Genomic DNA, 16614 nt, shown 5'->3' with positions numbered 1-16614 from the left:
CGAACCCCAGCCGACCAAACCTCGGAAACAATCCTGACAAACAACCCCCCACAACGAGGGGTCGTGTTGCCTCAAAGAAATCCCCACCACCCCCAACAGGGGCGGCACGGGGCGACCCGGCCCAAAAAGGCCGAGCCGATAAAGGCACTGGCTTTTAACACGCTGTTGAGTTCTCAAGAAACGGACACCCACCGCGCCGAACCCCGCTCTCGCAGGTCCCCGGCTCCGGGGCAACCCTTCTAACTTACCTGAAACTTCCCGCCTGTCAAGCCGATCAACCAAGATCTTTTCGACGGAGACGAAGCATCCCAGGCCCCCACGCGACGACACAGCCCCAGGCCGAAAACCTGGAAGATCGCTTCGTAGGAGGTGCCCTGCGGGCCGGCCACCTTGCGGCGTCCTGCATCCCGACCGGGCTTGCCACTTCAGAGTACCCGGCCCGAGGCAAGCTGCGAACCGATTTTCCTCTGTTGGCTCCCCTGGGGCCGTCCGCCTGTCGGCGTCCCGCATCCCCTTGGGGCACGACAGAGATTAGGCAGCCCGCGGGGCCTCGTCAAATCAAGTCGTCCATCCGTTCGCCAGGCCGCCGAAACCGCCAGGTCACGCCCGGTTCAGCCGGTCGGCCTCAGTGCCGTGTCAGCACGGCGTCAGCGTCCGGACGCCGATGTACGCGTGCTGTCAGCGCCGTCCCGCACGGTGGTGATCGTCACAACGAAGACCATGTGAGAGGCGAACAGATGGACGAAGTGATCCGCGCTGAAGGGCTGCGGAAACGGTTCGGCGACACGACGGCCCTCGACGGTGTGGACATCGCGGCTCGCCGGGGCACAGTGCTCGGCGTCCTCGGCCCGAACGGCGCAGGCAAGACCACCGCGGTGCGGGTGCTGGCGACGCTGCTCAAGCCGGACGCCGGACGGGCCGAGGTGTCCGGCTACGACGTGCTCAAGGAGCCGGCGCGCGTCCGCGCGAAGATCGGGCTGACCGGGCAGTACGCGTCGGTGGACGAGGAGCTGACCGGCACCGAGAACCTGGTGATGATCGCCCGGCTGCTGGACTTCAGCCGGCCGGAGGCCAAGGCGCGGGCGCGGCAGCTGCTCGACCGGTTCCGACTCACCGAGGCGGCCGGGCGCGCCGTGAAGACGTACTCGGGCGGGATGCGCCGCCGGCTCGACCTGGCGGCGAGCCTGATCAACCACCCGGAGGTCCTCTTCCTGGACGAGCCGACGACCGGGCTGGACCCGCGTGCCCGCAACGAGGTCTGGGACACGATCCGCACCGTCGTCGCGGACGGCGCCACAGTGCTGCTGACGACGCAGTACCTGGAGGAGGCCGACGCGCTCGCCGACCGGATCGCGGTGTTCGACCACGGGCGCGTCATCGCGGAGGGCACGTCCGACGATCTGAAGACGCAGATCGGCGGGCAGACGCTGGTGGTCCGCGCGGCCGAGCCGTTCCGCTCCGCGCAGCTGACGTCGATCGTCGCCGAGCTGACCGGGGAGCGCCCCGAGGTGCAGGAGGCGACCGGGCTCGTCTCGGTGCCGGTGCACGATCCGCGGCTGCTGTCGGCGCTGGTCCGGCGGCTGGACGACGCGTCCATCGTGGCGGCCGAGCTGGCGCTGCGGATGCCGAGCCTGGACGAGGTGTTCCTCACCCTGACGGGCCACCTCGCCGAAGAAGAACCCCAGTCCGAACTCGTCTCTGAGGGGAGCGTGGCATGACCGCGATCACCGTTGACCCCCGTCCGGCCGCCGGGGAGCCGCCGGCGCGCATCAGCCCGCAGCGGACGCTGCGGCACGGCCTGACGCTGGCGTGGCGCAACATCGCCCAGTTGAAGCACTCCCCGGAGAAGCTGCTGGACACGACGCTGATGCCCATCACCTTCCTGCTGCTGTTCCTCTACGTGTTCGGCGGGGCGGTCGCCGGCGACACGCGTTCCTACCTGCAGGATCTGCTGCCGGGGCTCGTGGCGCAGATGGCGATGTTCGCCACGATGGGGCTCGGGACGGCGTTGAACGAGGACATCCACAGGGGCGTGTTCGACCGGTTCCGCAGCCTGCCGATCGCCCGTTCGGCGCCGCTGATCGGCACGGTGCTCGGGGACACGGCCCGGTTCGTCACCGTGATGACGGTGCTCGTCGGGTTCGGGTCGGCCCTCGGGTTCCGGTTCCATACCGATCCGCTCTCGGTGCTTGGGGCGTTCGCGCTGGCGTACGTGTTCTACCTGGCGGTCAGCTGGATCTCCGTCCTCATCGGGCTGATCGCGCCGTCACCGGAGACGGTGCAGGGGCTGGCGTTCATCTGGGTGATGCCGCTGACGTTCGGCAGCAGCATCCTCGTCCCGAACACGTCCACGATGCCGGGCTGGCTGGAGGCGTGGACGAAGGTCAACCCGGTCACGCACCTGGCAGAGTCGCTGCGGGCGCTGATGGTCGGCGGCCCGGTCGGGAACCACGCCTGGTTCACGCTCCTGTGGGCGGCGGGGATCGTCCTCGTCACCTTCCCGCTGGCCATGCGGATGTACTCGCGCAGGGCTTGACGTGGTGCGGGACGTCGCGCCGGTCCGGATGCACGATTCCGGCCGGCGCGTCGCCGTGTCCGGCCGGAACGCTCACACGGACGCGACCAGCTCGCCGGCCTGGTCGAAGACGTCGTCACGGGTGACCTGACGGCCGCGTTCGTAGGCAACGGCGAACGCTTCGTCGCCCAGGGCATCGCTGACGAGCGGCAACGTCCGCGCGACTTCGTAGCGGGCCGTGTCCCGGTAGCCGTGCAGGTTGTGCGCGGTGCCGAGCAGCTCTGCGGCACGGACGTGCTTCCCCCGCGCGGCGGCGTAGGCCGCCAGGCCCTCGACGAGGGACGCCAGGGTCGGGTTGCCCATGAGTGCGTCGTTCGGCAGCCCGCTGAACGCGCGGCCGTGCCATCGCGCCGCCGCGTCGAGGTCGCCGTCCTCCTCGGCGAGCGAGCCGAGACGGCTGAAGGTCCTGCGGGCGGCCTGCGCGAAGTCGGGACGTTCCCCGCGCGAGTCGACCCACCCGTAGGCGCGGTCGACGTGCGTCCGGGCGGCCTCGCGGTCGCCCTCCTGGAGGGCCAGTTCGCACAGCAGGAGTGAGGTGCTCGCCGCGTCGGCGAACTCGCCGATCCGTTCCGTCTGCGCCATGGCGCGTTCGAGGTCAGCGCGGGCGCGCGCGACCTCGCCCTGCCTGGCTCGCGCCATCGCGAGCTGGGCGAGGATCCCGGCGCCCTGCTCGGGACTGACCTCGGACGTGGCGTAGCCGTGCGCCTCCTCCCCTAGCCGGACGGCCTCGGCCGGGTCGTCGCGCGCCATGGCGACCTGCATCATCCCGCTCAGGCCGACGATCATCCCGAACCGGTCGCCCAGCTCGCGGAACCGCGCGTAGCCGTCGGCGGCCTCCTCGGCGGCGTCGTCGATGTGGCCGGTGTTGATGCCCATGTGGGCGTGGATGACGCGGGCGACCGCGCACACCCACGGGTCGGGGTGGTCGCGGATGCCGTCGAGGTTCCGCCGGACCTCGTCCATGTCCCCGCCGATCAGGCTGGACGCCGTCTGGGCGAGGGCGAGCACGGGGTGCATCGGCGACTCGGGCACCACGGCGAGGATGTCGTCCAGGAGAGCGAGCATCGACTCCTTCGTCGGGCCCGCCCCGTCGAGCATCTCGGAGATGATGCCGGCCGAGACGACGCACAGCGCGTACTCCTCCTCCAGGCCGGGCGGCGCGGTGTCGCCCGCTATGTCGCGGACGGCGGCCGTCCAGCCGCCCGCCTCGCGTTCCAGGTCGCGCAGCACCCAGAACCACACCAGTCCCGCCACGAGCCGCAGCCCGGCCCTGGCGTCGCCGGTCTCGGCCACGTGCCGGAAGGCGCCGGCGTAGTTCTCCCGCTCGGCGGCCAGCCGGGCGGACCAGGCGAGCTGGTCGTGGCGGCGCAGCTCCGGCTCGGCGCGTTCGGCGAGGGCGACCAGGTAGGCGACGTGCGCGTCGCGGACGCGCCGGGTCTCGCCGGACTGCTCCAGCCGCTCCCCCGCGTAGACGCGGACGGTCTCCAGCAGCCGGTAGCGGACGTCGGTGTCGCCGTCCGCCATGACCAGCGACTTGTCGATCAGCGCGGCGATCACGTCGATGACGTCGTGGGGTTCGGGGGCGTCCGGGGCGTCGAGCCCGCACACGTGGACGGCGCCGTCCGGTGAGGCGCCGCCCGCGAACACCGACAGCCGGCGCAGGACGGCGCGCTCCACGTCGTCCAGCAGGTCCCAGCTCCAGTCGACGACGGCGCGGAGTGTCCGGTGCCTGGGCAGTGCGGTGCGGCTGCCGCCCGCCAGCAGCCGGAACCGGTCGCCGAGGCGGGCCGCGACCTGCCCGGAGGTGAGGGAGCGCAGCCGGGCGGCGGCCAGCTCGATGGCGAGGGGGATGCCGTCGAGCGCGCGGCAGATCGCGACGACGTCGGCGACGGTCCCCTCGTCCACGGCGAAGCCGGGGCGGACGGCCGCGGCGCGGTCGGCGAACAGCCGCACCGACGCGTATCCGAGGGCGTCGGCGGGGGCGGTGACGCCCTCGTCCGGCAGCGGCAGGGACGGGACGGGGCACAGCGACTCGCCGGTGATGCCGAGCGGTTCGCGGCTGGTCGCGAGGATCCGGACGCCGTCGGCCTTCGCGACGACGTGGTCGGCGAGCCGCGCGACGGCGTCGATGAGGTGCTCGCAGTTGTCGAAGACGACGAGCATCCGCTTGGTGGCGAGGTAGTCCGTCAGCCGTTCGAGGGGCCGCACCACCACGCGGGTCTCCGCGGGACGGACGGTCTCGGGGACGTCGAGCGCCGACAGCACGGCCTGCACGGCGTCGCCCGGATCGCTGACGGGTGCGAACGGGACGAACCACACTCCGTCCGGCATCTCGCCGACGAACGCGGCGGCGCTCTCCCCCGCCAGCCGCGTCTTGCCGGCGCCGCCGGGCCCGGTGAGGGTGACGAGCCGGGTCTCGCGGAGCAGCTTGCCGACCCGCCGCGACTCGTCCTCGCGCCCGACGAAGCTCGTGAGCTGGGCGGGCAGGTTGGTCCGCGGCGGCCGCGCGGCGGCGGGCTCGGGCGGCCGCGGGACCTCGGCGGTCTCCCGCCGCAGGATCGACAGGTGGACGGCGGTCAGCTCCGGGGACGGGTCGACGCCGAGCCGGTCGGCGAGCGCGCGCCGCGTCTCCTCGAACACCTCCAGGGCGTCGGCCTGCCGTCCCGAGGCGTACAGGGCGCGCATGAGCTGGCCGCGGAGCCGTTCGCGCATGGGGTTCGCCGCGGCGAGCGGCTCCAGTTCGGCGACCGGCGGGACGGGCATCCCGACGGCGATCTCGGCGTCGATCCGGTCCTCGACGGCGGCGAGCCGCAGCTCCTCCAGGCGGGTGATCGTCCCGTAGGCGAAGTCGGCGTCGGCGACGTCGGCGAGCGCGGGGCCGCGCCAGAGGGCGAGCGCCGCCCGCAGTTTCTCGGCCCGCCCGCCGGCGTCGCCCTCCTTGCGGGCCGCGGCGACGCCGCGCTCGAACGCGACCGAGTCGATCTCACCCGGGTCGATTCCGAGGCGGTAGCCGGCCGGGCCGTACTCGACCACGTCGCGTCCCGCGACGCCCCGCAGCCGGGACACGAGCGCCTGCAGCGCGTTGCCGCCCGGCGGGTCGCCGTCCCACAGGTCGTCCAGGAGGCGCTCGGCCGACACGGGCCGGCCCGCCTCGGCCGCCAGCCGGATCAGGAGGGCGCGCAGCCGCCGGCCGCCGACCTCGACGGGCCGCGCGGCCTCGTCCCGCACGTCGAGCGGGCCCAGGATGCCGATGCGCAAGACGCCCCCTTCCCGGGCCATTGTCCCCGATGTGTGGATCGCACGTGCCGGGTACGTGTCGCTTATGCCTAGAGCACAGATCAAGGACGAGAAGACGTACCAGAAAATCCGCGACAAGGGCGAGAGCAAGGAGAAGGCGGCGCGGATCGCCAACGCGGCCGCCGGGCAGGGCCGGAAGAAGGTCGGCCGCAAGGGCGGCAAGAGCCCCTCCTACGACGACTGGACGAAGGACGACCTGCTGAAGCGCGCCCGCGAGATCGGCATCCAGGGCCGTTCCTCGATGAACAAGCCGCAGCTCGTCAAGGCGCTGCGGAACCACTGAGCGGAGAAGCCATGAACGCGGTCGTCGACACCGCGCGCAAGCAGAAGCGGGAGTACGCCGGCGACGAGGACCGCCCCCTCGGCTCCTACCTCGGCACGCTCGCCGTCTACGCGCTCACCGCCGGCACGATGGCGCTGCTCGGCCGCCGGCTGCGCGACCGGCCCCCCGCGATCGGCCTCGCCGACCTGGCGCTGATGACGGTCACGACCCACAAGGTGTCCCGGCTGATCGCCAAGGACCCGGTGACGAGCCCGCTGCGCGCCCCCTTCACCCGCTACGCGGGGACGTCCGGTCCGGCCGAGGTGGCGGAGGAGGTGCGCGGGAAGGGCATCCGGCACGCCGTCGGCGAGCTGATCACCTGCCCGTTCTGCACCGCCCAGTGGGTCGCGACGTCCTACGCGGCGGGCCTGGTGTTCGCCCCCCAGGCCACCCGGCTCGCCGGGGCCACGATGACGGCGGTGGCGGGCTCGGACTGGCTGCAGCTCGCCTACGCGCGACTGCAGCGGGCCGCCGAGGACTGACGTCCCAATCGCCGCATTCTTTACGTTTGCCCCAGCCGCAAGGGGTACGGCCATCCCATGGATCTGGCATTCCTCAAAACGCTGTACCAACGTCCGGGCCCCTACGCGTCGGTGTACGCGGACCTCACCCGGACCACCGAGGACGCCTCCAAGGCCGCGGAGCTGCGGTGGCGGGCGCTGCGCGCGGACCTGGAGGCCCAGCACGCCCCGGCCGGGACGCTCCGCGCGGTCGAGCGGACCATCGAGGACGAGCTCGCGGAGCGCCGCTCCGAAGGCATCGTGATCTTCGCGGCGGACGGCGAGGTGGTCCGCACCGAGCGGCTGCCGGGCCCGCCCCGCACCCCGCGCGCCACCCTCGCGCCGCTCCCGGACGTCCTGCCCTACCTGGCCGAACGAGGCGAGAGGTTCCCCCACCTGGTGGCGGTCGTGGACCGCCGGGGCGGCGCCATCGACTGCGTCGCGCCGGACGGGAACCGCGAGCACATCGAGGTCGAGGGCGACGAGGACTACCCCATCCGCAAGGTCAAGGCGGGCGACTGGAACCAGTCCCGCTTCCAGCGCTCGTCGGAGAACGTCTGGAAGGTGAACGCCAAGAAGGTCGCCCACGAGATCGACAAGGCCGCGGAGCGCTGCGGCGCGGAGGCCGTCGTGATCGCGGGCGACACCCGCGCCCGGACCGCCGTCCTGGAGGAGGTCTCGGAGCACGTCCTGGAGCACACCGTCGAGGCCGACAAGAACACCACCGTCGACGACCCGGATCTGGACGCCGAGCTGCGCCGCCTCCTCCGCCTCAAGACGGCGGAGCGCGTCATGACCGTCGCGGAACGCTTCGACCGCGAACTGGCCAACGGCCAGCGGGCCGTCTCGGGCCTGCCCGCGACCACGGAGGCCGTCCGCCAGGCCCGCGTGGAGACCCTCCTGCTCTCCGAGGAGCCCGACTCGGACGCCCGACTGTGGATCGGCCCCGACCCCGCCCAGATAGCGACCACGGCCGAGGAACTGCGCAGCGAGTTCGGCGTCCCCGACCCCCGCGAAACCCGGGCCGACGCCGCCCTGGTCAGAGCCGTAGCGGCGACCGACGGCGAACTGGTCGTCCTCCCGCAGAACGGATCCGCCACACCGCCCGTGGGCGCCGTCCTCCGCTACACCGCCTGAACGACGAAGGAGTGGCGGCCCGCAGGCACACCACTCCGATTCGTTCGTGGAGCTATGGGGATTCGAACCCCAGACCTCCTCCATGCCATGGAGGCGCGCTACCAACTGCGCCATAGCCCCTCGCAGGGAAAAGCTTAGTGCACGTTGGGGAGCGGTTGAGACGCGCGCGGGCCGCGGAGGGCTGGTCCCCTCCGCGGCCCGGCGGCCGGGTCAGGGCTTCTTCGAGGTGTAGGTGTACCAGTGGTCGTTGAGGGTCGGGACGTGGACGGTGAGGCTTTTAGGCCATTCGACCGGGAGCCCGAGGAGCTTGTTCTCCTCGACCGTCCGCCCCGAGTCGTCGGTGTACTTGCTGCTGATCTGGTCGGTGTAGTCGTCGGACGCCTGCTGTCCCTGCGGCCGCCCCTGCGGCTGCTCCTGGCCCTGCTCCTGATCCTGGTCCAGCGAGCACAGCGCACGCTGGAAGTCGGGCCTGCTCGGCAGCAGCTTGAGGACCGACAGGACGCTCAGCGCCTTGGTGCAGCGTTCCTGGTCCTGGCTGGAGGTCTGCGGGGCCGGCGGCGGCGCGTCCTGCGCGGTCGCGGGCACGGTCATCGCCACGATGGACGCCGCCGCGACCGCGGCGGGCAGCAGCAGCCTTGTTCCGGTGATCATGGGGTCCAACCCTCATCTCGATCATGCATCGCCACGTCATGGCTGTTCCCGCATGATCGACATGGTGAAGCGCGGCCGGAGGAAAGGTAGCCGCGGGCATGGTGAAGGCTTTGCGGTCAGGTCCAGCCGAGGCGTTCGCCGACCTCGTCGGGCGCGTAGCCGCGCTGCCCGCCGTCGCCGATCCAGATCATGCCGTCGGCCTCGGCGACGGGTCCGACGGCGTGCTCCTGCGGCATCCGCGGCTGGATGGCGAGCCGCACCTGCGTCCCGGGCTCGAACCGGCGCAGCTCGTCGATGAGGTCGGCCACGGTGACCTCGCGCTTCGCCCCCCTGCGATGTCTTCCCATACCCCGCATGAAACCATCCCGGCGGGCGTGCTCCGGCCGTCCGGCGGGTCCGGATCGGTCAGCGGCGGGGTGGCGCCGTCCAGAGGTCGCGGAAGCGGGTCGCGACCACGGTGTCGTAGCCGGCGGGGTGGTCCAGGAGGCCGCTGAGGGCCCCGAATCCAGTGAGGGAGCGGACGGTCTCCGCGCTGATCCGCGGGTCGTAGTAGGGCGCGTCCCGGCGGACGAGTTCGGCGATGAGGGACGCCTCCCGGGACGGGAAGAGGCGCTCGCCGACCTCGGTGGCCCGTCCGGGGTCGTCGCGGAGGATGTTCTGGGCGCGGACGACGGCGCGGGTCATGGCGGCGACGGCGTCGGGACGCCGTTCGATGGTCTCGTCGGTGACGGCCAGCGCGGGAAAGGTGTAGGCGTCGGCGCCCGGAGGGCCGTCGCCGCGCCGGGCGTCGAGGACGAGCGTGCCGGTCCCCTGGCGCACCGCCAGTTCGGCGCCCATGCCGTTGGCCCAGAACCCGTCGACGAGTCCTTCCCCGAGGGCCTGCGCGGCGGCGAGGCCGAAGGACGTCCCGGCGCCTTCGGTGGCGGGGACGGGGCCGATCTCGATGCCGCGCCGCCCGGTGTCGATCCCGGCCGCGGCGAGGAGGCGCCGCAGGCCGAGGTCGGGGCCGGGGGCGGCGCCGATCCGCACGTCGCGCAGGGCGCCGAGGCCGCCGCGGTCGATCTTGAGGTCGGCGCGCATGACGAGGAACCAGTACATGTGCTGGGACAGCGCGGCGACCAGCTTCGCGCCCCGCCATCCCGGGAAGGCGTGCATCGGCGCGTGCGCGGCGCCCGCCAGGAAGTCGATCTCTCCGGTGCGCAGCGCCTCGGCGGCGTCGGTGACGGGGTAGAGCAGGTCCAGCCGGACGTCCAGCCCCTCCGCGCGGGCCAGGCCGAGGTCGACGGCGGCGACGGCGGGGAAGTAGGACGGGGAGATCAGGTCCGGTACGGCGATTCGCACAGCTTCGATCCTCGGGACGTCGGGTCGGGGTCAGTCGATCTCTTGGGCGCGCACGACGGCGTCGAGCAGTGAGGTCCGGCGCAGGAAGGCGCGCTGCGCCTCCTTGTCGTTGCTGATCCGCGCGAGGTCGTCGAGCCGCTCGCGGCGCTTGGCGGGGTCCTTCTCCTCCAGCCGCCGCTTGTTGTCGACGGTCTGCTGCTGGACGAACTCGATGTTGATCGGGCGCCGGCGGCGCTCGTAGCGGTCGAGCAGCGGCGCGCCGCTCAGCCCGGCGGCGACCTCGTCGACGGTGTGCACGAGTTCGAGCGCGTCATGGACGCCGCAGTTCAGCCCGAGCCCGCCGATCGGGTTGTTGACGTGCGCGGCGTCGCCGGCGAGGAACACCCGTCCGGCCCGGAAGGCGGCGGCGACCCGCTGGTGGACGTTGTAGATGTTGCGGTGCACCAGGGAGCGGGTCCCGGCCGACGGGTGGACCGCCGACATGACCTTCGCGGCGTGCCCGTCGCCGAGCGCGTCCTCGTCGGTCTGGTCGGGACGGGCGGCGAACACGACCCGCCACCGTCCGCGCATGTCGTCGCCGGCGACCTTGAACAGGTTGACCCATTGGTCGGGGTCGGCGAAGTAGGCCCGGTAGCTGCACCCCATCTCGGCTTCGAAGTCGTGCAGGGTGGTGAGCACCGCGAACCGCTCCGGCCACGTGTAGCCCTCGAACTCGATGTCCAGCGCCTTGCGGACGGTGCTGCGGCCGCCGTCACAGCCGAACAGCCAGGCGCCGGTCAGGACCTCGGTCTCGGCATCGCGCCCGATGCGCACGGTGACGCGGTCGGCGTCCTGCTCGATCGAGTCGACGCTCCAGCCGAGCCGGATGTCGACCTCCGGCATCCGGCGCAGCCGTTCCAGGACGATGCGGACCAGCTTGTGCTGCTCGGTCTGCACCACGAACGGGAACGGGGTGTCGTCGCGCAGGGTGTCGTGGTCCATCCGCGCGACCAGGGTGCCGGTGGTCTTGTCCCAGAAGTCGAAGTACCTGCAGACGAGGCCCGCGGACACGAACTCGTCGATGATGCCGATCTCGTCGACGAGTTCCAGCGTGGACGGGTGGAACGTCGCGGCGCGCGGCGCGTTGTCGGTCTCGATGCCGGCGTTCGCCTCGACGACCGTCACCCGGAATCCGCGCTGCGCGGCCGCGAGAGCGGCGACGGCGCCGACCGGCCCGGCGCCGGCGACGATGATGTGCTCTCGGTCTGCCATGTCTCCCTCGATAACGCGTGGCCGCGGGGTCAGTCCCGGTCGGTGTCGGCGGGACGCCCCCACGGCGCGACCTTGGTCTCCAGCCACCCGACCAGGCGGGTGAGCCCGACGCCGAGCACCATCAGCACGGTGACCGGCACGAACAGGCCGGCCGTGTCGAACCGCTGGCCGGCCAGGATGATCTGCCCGCCGAGCCCGCCGATCGCGGTGAAGAACTCGGCGATGACGATCGCGATCACCGCCCGGCCGATGCCGAGCCGCAGCCCGGTCATGATGTGCGGGACGGTCGCCGGCAGGATGATCTTCCGCATGATGGCGAACTCCGACGCCATGAACGAGGTGCCGACCTCGGTCAGCGAGCGCGGCACCGCGCGCACCCCCGCCCGGGTGTTGATCACGATGGGGAACACGGTCATCACCACCACGATGACGACCTTGACCGTGAAGCCCAGCCCGAACCACAGCATGAACAGCGGGATCAGCGCGACCAGCGGCATCGCGTAGCCCGCGGTGACGTAGACGCCGAGCGCGGCGTCCGCGACGCGGTAGCGGCCGATCAGCAGGCCGACCGGGATGCCGATCAGCGCCGCGACGCAGAAGCCGAGCAGCAGCGGCTGGAGGCTGTCGAGCAGTGCCTCGGGCAGCAGCCCGGACTTCACCTGGACGCCGAACTTGCGGATGACCGCGCTCGGGTACGAGGAGAAGATCGGGTTCATCTGGCGCCCGGTGACCTCCCAGAACGCCAGCACCACGAGGATCGAGGCGGTGGTGATCAGGCCGCCCCGGTACCGCCGGTGCCACGGCGGCCGGCGCCGGGCGGACCCGGCCGCGCGCTGCGCCCCCTGCCGGCCGTTGTCGGTGATGGTCATGTCTGTACTCCGTCCGGGAGTGGGACTAGCCTGCGGCGGGCGCCGCTGCGGCGGCCTGCGGGTGCGCGCCGGCCATGAGCCGGCGCCAGATCTCGTAGCGTTTCGCGCTGAACTCCTTGAGCCCGCGCACGGTCACCAGGTCGCCCCGCGGCCGGGCGAGGCCGACCGGGAAGATCTCGTCGATCCGGCCCGGGTTCGGAGCCATCAGGACGACCCGGTCGGCGAGCAGGACGGCCTCGTCCAGGTCGTGCGTCACGAAGATGATCGTCTTGCCGGTCTCCTGGTGGATGCGCAGCACCTCGGCCTGCAGCCCCTCGCGGGTCTGCGCGTCGAGGGCGCCGAACGGCTCGTCCATCAGCAGCACCGCGGGGTCGACGCTGAGCGCCCTGGCGAGGCCGACCCGCTGCTGCATGCCGCCGGACAGCTGGTCCGGGCGCCGGTCCGCGGCGTGGGCGAGCCCGACGAGTTCGAGCTTGTCCAGCGCCGTCCGGCTGCGCTCCCGCTTCGGGACGCCCCGCGCCTCCAGCCCGAACTCGACGTTCTGCAGGGCGCTGCGCCAGGGGAAGAGCTGGGCGTTCTGGAAGACCATGCTGCGGTCCTCGCCGCATCCGCGCACCTCGGCGCCGTTCACCGTGACCCGTCCCGAGTCGGCGCGTTCCAGGCCGAGCAGGATGCGCAGCAGCGTCGTCTTCCCGCAGCCGCTGAGCCCGGTCAGCGCGATCATCTCGCCCGGCTCGACGCGCAGCGAGACGCGGTCGAGCACGTGCACCTGCTCGACCTGCTTGCCGGCGCGCACGGTGAAGCTCTTGGACACGTCCTCGATCGTCACGCCCGCTTGTTTCGCGGCCATGGGTTCCTCCTAGTCCGCTAGGGATTCGTCATCGCCAGCGCGTCCCGCTGCGGACGCTCGTCGACGAGCTTGCCGAGGTCGGGCGGCCGGTGGAGCTGGCCGGACTTGACCAGCAGCCCGGACAGGTACTCCAGCCGCTGCCGGTTGACGCCGGCGTCGGGGTCCACGAGCCGCTTGCCGACGATCAGGTCGTGCATGTAGGTGATGTAGGAGTCGCCGGACGTCGTACCCGCCTCCTTCGCCGCCAGCCGCTTGGTCTCCGCCGGATGGGCGTAGGCGTAGCGGAAGCCGTCCATCAGCCCGGCCAGGTAGCGCCGGACCGCCTGCGGCTTGGCGGCCACCCGGTCGTTGCGCGCGATGATCGAGTACCGCGGGTACTGCGGGACGATGTCGGACGCCAGCGCCACCACGTTGACGCCGTCCTTCTCCGCCCTCGGCACGTAGTCGGCGGGCGAGGACGCGCTGTCGGTGGTGCCCGCCACGACCGCCCGGTAGCGGTCGGCGTTGCCGCCGCCGTTGAGCCGCTGCATGGCCTTGCCCGAGACACCGGACCGGGCCAGCATCACGTTCGCGATCGTCGCCGGCAGCCCCGTCGGCGACGAGATCGCCATGCTCTTGTGCTGGAGCTGCCGCAGGTCGGTGATGCCCTTCTTCGCGTAGATCGCCCACGGCAGCCCGATCATCGTCGAGCCGATCACCGAGGCGTCGAGGTCGCCGCGCTCGGACGCGATGAAGAACGCGCCGGCGTTCTGCTCGACCGCGTCCACCTCGCCGGACGCCAGCGCGGGCAGCGCCTGCGAGGCGCTCTGCAGCGTCACGAACTCGACGTCGACACCGCGGCGCTTGAAGAAGCCCTGCTCCTCGGCCATCCGCAGGAAGCCGCAGTCGGTCGAGCACTGGAGCGTTCCGATCTTCCAGGTGTCCCGGTCGCCGGAGCCCGACCCGACACCGCACCCGGTGCCGAGCACGGCGAGCACGACCACCGGCAGCACGAGCCGCCGCCGGGGCTTCATGCCGTCCCGCCCCGGTAGCGGACCTCGAAGGTGAGGACCCCCTCGTCGGTCCGCCACGGACCGTGCGGCATGCCCGGCGGACGGCAGGCGAACATCCCGGCCGTGAACGTCCGGCCCAGGGAGAGGTCAGTGAACGACCCCTCCAGGATGTAGACCTCCTCCCAGAAGTCGTGCCGCTGAACGCCCATCGGGGTGGAGTCCGCACCGGGCTCGTAGCGCAGCATGCGGGTGGCGACGCCGTCGTCCGCCGCCAGGATCCGCTCGGTGATCTTCGGGTCGTCCCCCGCGCACACCGTGAACTCGACGTCGGTGACCGGGAAGAACTCGTGCTCGGGCTTGCTCATGCGCCGCTCCTGGTCGTGTACGTGTGCGTCAGGCGGGAGCCGGCGGGCAGGCTCAGGCTCAGCGACCACCTGTCGCCGTGCACGAACGTCCCGCCGAGGAGGGCGAGCGTCCCGCAGAACAGCACCAGGTCGCCGGCGATGCCGCCGAGGGTCGCGGTCATGCGTTCGACCAGCTCGGCCGGGTGCCGCAGGGTGGACACCGCCCCCGCCTGGTAGGGCCGCCCGTCCACCTCGGACCGGGCCTCGACCTCGTCCCAGCCGGGGAAGTCCAGGCCGATCTCGGCGACGTCGCCGCCCACCGGCTTCGGGCACGCGGCCTTCGACGCGGCGATGTCCGTGCGCTCGATCTCCCGGTCGGTGTGGTCGGAGCCGACCCCGAGGAAGTAGGCCCCCCGGTGCCGTACCAGCACCGGCTCGACCTCACCGGACGTGCTGGCCCCGCCGACCTCGACGAGGGCGTCGGTGCTGAGCAGCGCGGGGTCGAGGTCGTAGAACATCGGCACGGCCGGCGGCGGGGGGACGCCGATGGCGGCCAGCTCCTCGATGTGCCGCGCCACGGACTCCTCGTCCCGGGCCGTGTACCCGGCCACGACCAGCCGCTCGGGACGGACGGACAGCGGCTCGCCGGAGCCCGCCACGGTGAGGTTCAAGGTCATACGTCGGCTCCTTGGAAGGTCAGGTCGGTCCGCCGGTCGGCGAGCACGGGGAACTCGGCCCGCGCTCGCTCCACCACCGCGGGGTCGACGTCGCACCAGGTGACGCCCGCCTCGGTGCCCGCTTCGGCGAGCACCGCGCCCCAGGGGTCCACGACCCGGCTGTGCCCGCCGAGCTCCGCGCCGGCCGCGTTGCAGCCGATGAGCAGGACCTGCTCCTCGACGGCCCGGCAGGACGTGAACAGCCGCCAGTGCTCCCGCCGCGCCGCGGGCCACGCCGCCGGCACGATGGCGATCTGGGCGCCGCCGTCCACGAGCCCCCGCCACAACTCGGGAAACCGCAGGTCGTAACACGTGGTCGCGGCGACCCGTCCGAACGACGTATCAGCGACCGGCAGCTCATCACCCGGCGTGAGCAGCTCGGCCTCCCGCGACCGGTACCCGAACACGTGGATCTTGCGGTAAACATGCGCGACCTCGCCCTCAGGCGACAGAAGCACGGCAGTGTTGAACAGACGCCCGGCATCCATCTCGACGAAGCTGCCGAGATGAACCCAGGCACCCAGCTCCCGGGCCCAGGAACGCGCGTCCGAAACACTGGGCCCCTCAAAGGGCTCGGCCCCCTCGGCGTAAGCGTCGAACGCGAAGTACCCCACGGCCCACAGCTCAGGAAGCACCACGAGATCCGCGCCACCCAGCCCGCGGACAAGCTCTCCAACCCGGGCACGCCGCTCCGGTACCGACTCCCCCGAACTGTCCACCTGGACCATCGCGACCCTCACGAGAGCCCTCCCGGCAGACGCAGCACGGACAGCGTGCTCGCCAGGTGCGCCTCCAGCGCGTTCCCCGCGTCCCCGTCACCCAGAGCACGCACGATCGCGGCGTGCTCGTCGAGCACGGTCCGCGCCCGGTTCTCCTGGCTGGCGATGGCGCGCACACCCATCCGGATCTGCCGCTCGCGCAGGGATTCGTAGAACTCGGCGAGCACCAGGTTGCCCGCCTGCCGGACGATCGCCCGGTGGAAGGCCCGGTCCCGGTCGATGAACCCGACCGGGTCGTCGATCAGCGCCTCCTGCTCGGCCAGGATCCGCTCAAGCTCCCCGAGGAACGCCGGCTCCACGGGCACGACCCGGCGCACGCACCACGACTCGACCAGCCCCCGAGCCTCCATCACGGCCGTGATCTCACCGTCGGAGATCGGCGGGATGAAGGCCCCCTTCTTCGGGACGATCGTCAGCAGCCCCTCGGTCTCCAGCCGCAGCAGCGCCTCCCGCACCGGCGTCCGCGAGGTCCCCGCAGCCTGCGCCACCTCCGACTCGCTGAGAAAGACCCCACCCTCCTTAGGCAGCTCGGAGATGTGCCTCTTCAACCACGCATACGTGAGGTCCTGAGCAGACCCGCGCTTGCCGACATCCTGTACACCGCTCATAGACCACTTGTATACATGCTGCCGACAACCCTCCACAACCCCCACACCCTGCTCGAACACAGGAGGACGCCGGATCACAAGGGGACCGAAGGAACATCAGCCCGGCAAGCACCCACACCCACCCGACGACCACAACCGACAAGGGGCAAGGGCCGCAGCCCCACAACGGCCGAAGCCCGCAAAGGACCCGAGGACGGAAAACCTGCACCTGATCAGCGACCGCAACCGACAAGGGGCGAGGGGCGCAGCCCCACAACGGGCGAAGCCCGTAAAGGACGCGAGAATGAGAAACCCGCACCAGGTCAACGACCGTGACCGGTAGGGGGCCAAGCCCGCAGAAACCGGCACCAGGTCAGCGACCGCAACCGGCAGGGGGCGTGGG

Annotated in this window: 17 protein-coding genes and 1 tRNA gene; 5 read left to right on the top strand and 13 right to left on the bottom strand. The window is 71.9% G+C overall.

Translation table 11 applies throughout. The annotated features are described in order from the left end of the window. Positions 1 to 737: 737 nt before the first annotated feature. Positions 738 to 1718, top strand: coding sequence for an ATP-binding cassette domain-containing protein (locus E1293_RS32470; protein ID WP_132201407.1), 981 nt, complete (start codon positions 738 to 740; stop codon positions 1716 to 1718). After that, positions 1715 to 2536 (top strand): ABC transporter permease, encoded by an 822-nt coding sequence (locus E1293_RS32465; protein WP_132201405.1) that lies wholly within the window; start codon positions 1715 to 1717, stop codon positions 2534 to 2536. Before E1293_RS32470 ends, E1293_RS32465 begins: the two co-directional genes overlap by 4 nt. Before the next feature lie 72 nt (positions 2537 to 2608). Here E1293_RS32465 and E1293_RS47865 read toward each other — a convergent pair whose 3' ends face one another. Beyond that, positions 2609 to 5833, bottom strand: a complete 3225-nt coding sequence (locus E1293_RS47865) for an AfsR/SARP family transcriptional regulator (protein WP_165978496.1) — start codon at positions 5831 to 5833, stop codon at positions 2609 to 2611. Positions 5834 to 5897: 64 nt separating this feature from the next. On the opposite strand from E1293_RS47865, the gene E1293_RS32455 reads away from it, so the two are divergent. From E1293_RS32455 to E1293_RS47860, 3 genes are read left to right on the top strand one after another with little or no spacing between them, the layout of a single operon-like run. Further along, entirely contained in the window at positions 5898 to 6155 is a 258-nt protein-coding gene (locus E1293_RS32455; RefSeq protein ID WP_132201403.1) for a DUF7218 family protein, read from the top strand. 11 nt (positions 6156 to 6166) lie between these two features. Then, positions 6167 to 6676 (top strand): DUF1360 domain-containing protein, encoded by a 510-nt coding sequence (locus E1293_RS32450; protein ID WP_132201401.1) that lies wholly within the window; start codon positions 6167 to 6169, stop codon positions 6674 to 6676. A 57-nt stretch (positions 6677 to 6733) separates the two neighbouring features. Then, positions 6734 to 7831: a baeRF2 domain-containing protein gene (locus E1293_RS47860; RefSeq protein WP_165978495.1), complete on the top strand. Its 1098-nt coding sequence runs from the start codon at positions 6734 to 6736 to the stop codon at positions 7829 to 7831. 47 nt (positions 7832 to 7878) lie between these two features. Here E1293_RS47860 and E1293_RS32440 read toward each other — a convergent pair. The 12 genes from E1293_RS32440 to E1293_RS32385 all read right to left on the bottom strand — a co-directional run bounded on the left by E1293_RS32440 (position 7879) and on the right by E1293_RS32385 (position 16232). Further along, a tRNA-Ala gene (locus E1293_RS32440) sits at positions 7879 to 7951 on the bottom strand. A gap of 90 nt (positions 7952 to 8041) precedes the next feature. After that, positions 8042 to 8482: a hypothetical protein gene (locus E1293_RS32435; protein WP_132201399.1), complete on the bottom strand. Its 441-nt coding sequence runs from the start codon at positions 8480 to 8482 to the stop codon at positions 8042 to 8044. A 116-nt stretch (positions 8483 to 8598) separates the two neighbouring features. Next, positions 8599 to 8829, bottom strand: coding sequence for a hypothetical protein (locus E1293_RS32430; protein ID WP_132201397.1), 231 nt, complete (start codon positions 8827 to 8829; stop codon positions 8599 to 8601). 58 nt (positions 8830 to 8887) lie between these two features. After that, positions 8888 to 9823 (bottom strand): ABC transporter substrate-binding protein, encoded by a 936-nt coding sequence (locus tag E1293_RS32425; protein WP_132201395.1) that lies wholly within the window; start codon positions 9821 to 9823, stop codon positions 8888 to 8890. Between the two features lie 30 nt (positions 9824 to 9853). Continuing rightward, entirely contained in the window at positions 9854 to 11074 is a 1221-nt protein-coding gene (locus E1293_RS32420) for an FAD-dependent oxidoreductase (protein ID WP_132201393.1), read from the bottom strand. A gap of 29 nt (positions 11075 to 11103) precedes the next feature. Next, positions 11104 to 11943, bottom strand: coding sequence for an ABC transporter permease (locus E1293_RS32415; RefSeq protein WP_132201391.1), 840 nt, complete (start codon positions 11941 to 11943; stop codon positions 11104 to 11106). Between the two features lie 25 nt (positions 11944 to 11968). After that, positions 11969 to 12793: an ABC transporter ATP-binding protein gene (locus tag E1293_RS32410; protein WP_132201389.1), complete on the bottom strand. Its 825-nt coding sequence runs from the start codon at positions 12791 to 12793 to the stop codon at positions 11969 to 11971. A 17-nt stretch (positions 12794 to 12810) separates the two neighbouring features. Further along, complete coding sequence (locus E1293_RS32405) at positions 12811 to 13806, bottom strand: ABC transporter substrate-binding protein (RefSeq protein WP_132201387.1); 996 nt, start codon at positions 13804 to 13806, stop codon at positions 12811 to 12813. Further along, positions 13803 to 14150, bottom strand: a complete 348-nt coding sequence (locus E1293_RS32400; RefSeq protein WP_132201385.1) for a cupin domain-containing protein — start codon at positions 14148 to 14150, stop codon at positions 13803 to 13805. Before E1293_RS32400 ends, E1293_RS32405 begins: the two co-directional genes overlap by 4 nt. Continuing rightward, positions 14147 to 14806, bottom strand: coding sequence for a DUF2848 family protein (locus E1293_RS32395; protein ID WP_132201383.1), 660 nt, complete (start codon positions 14804 to 14806; stop codon positions 14147 to 14149). The genes E1293_RS32400 and E1293_RS32395 overlap by 4 nt, the downstream gene beginning before the upstream one ends. After that, on the bottom strand, positions 14803 to 15573 hold the full coding sequence (locus E1293_RS32390; RefSeq protein WP_243716874.1) for a carbon-nitrogen family hydrolase: 771 nt from the start codon (positions 15571 to 15573) through the stop codon (positions 14803 to 14805). The genes E1293_RS32395 and E1293_RS32390 overlap by 4 nt, the downstream gene beginning before the upstream one ends. Before the next feature lie 8 nt (positions 15574 to 15581). Beyond that, entirely contained in the window at positions 15582 to 16232 is a 651-nt protein-coding gene (locus E1293_RS32385; RefSeq protein ID WP_132201379.1) for a GntR family transcriptional regulator, read from the bottom strand. Positions 16233 to 16614 lie beyond the last annotated feature (382 nt).

Origin of the sequence: Actinomadura darangshiensis (genome assembly GCF_004349235.1) — a bacterium.
In the GTDB taxonomy this organism is placed as follows: Bacteria; Actinomycetota; Actinomycetes; order Streptosporangiales; family Streptosporangiaceae; genus Spirillospora; species Spirillospora darangshiensis.
The sequence above is the reverse complement of the archived record's forward strand: the minus strand, read 5'-3'. Positions and strand labels throughout refer to the sequence as shown.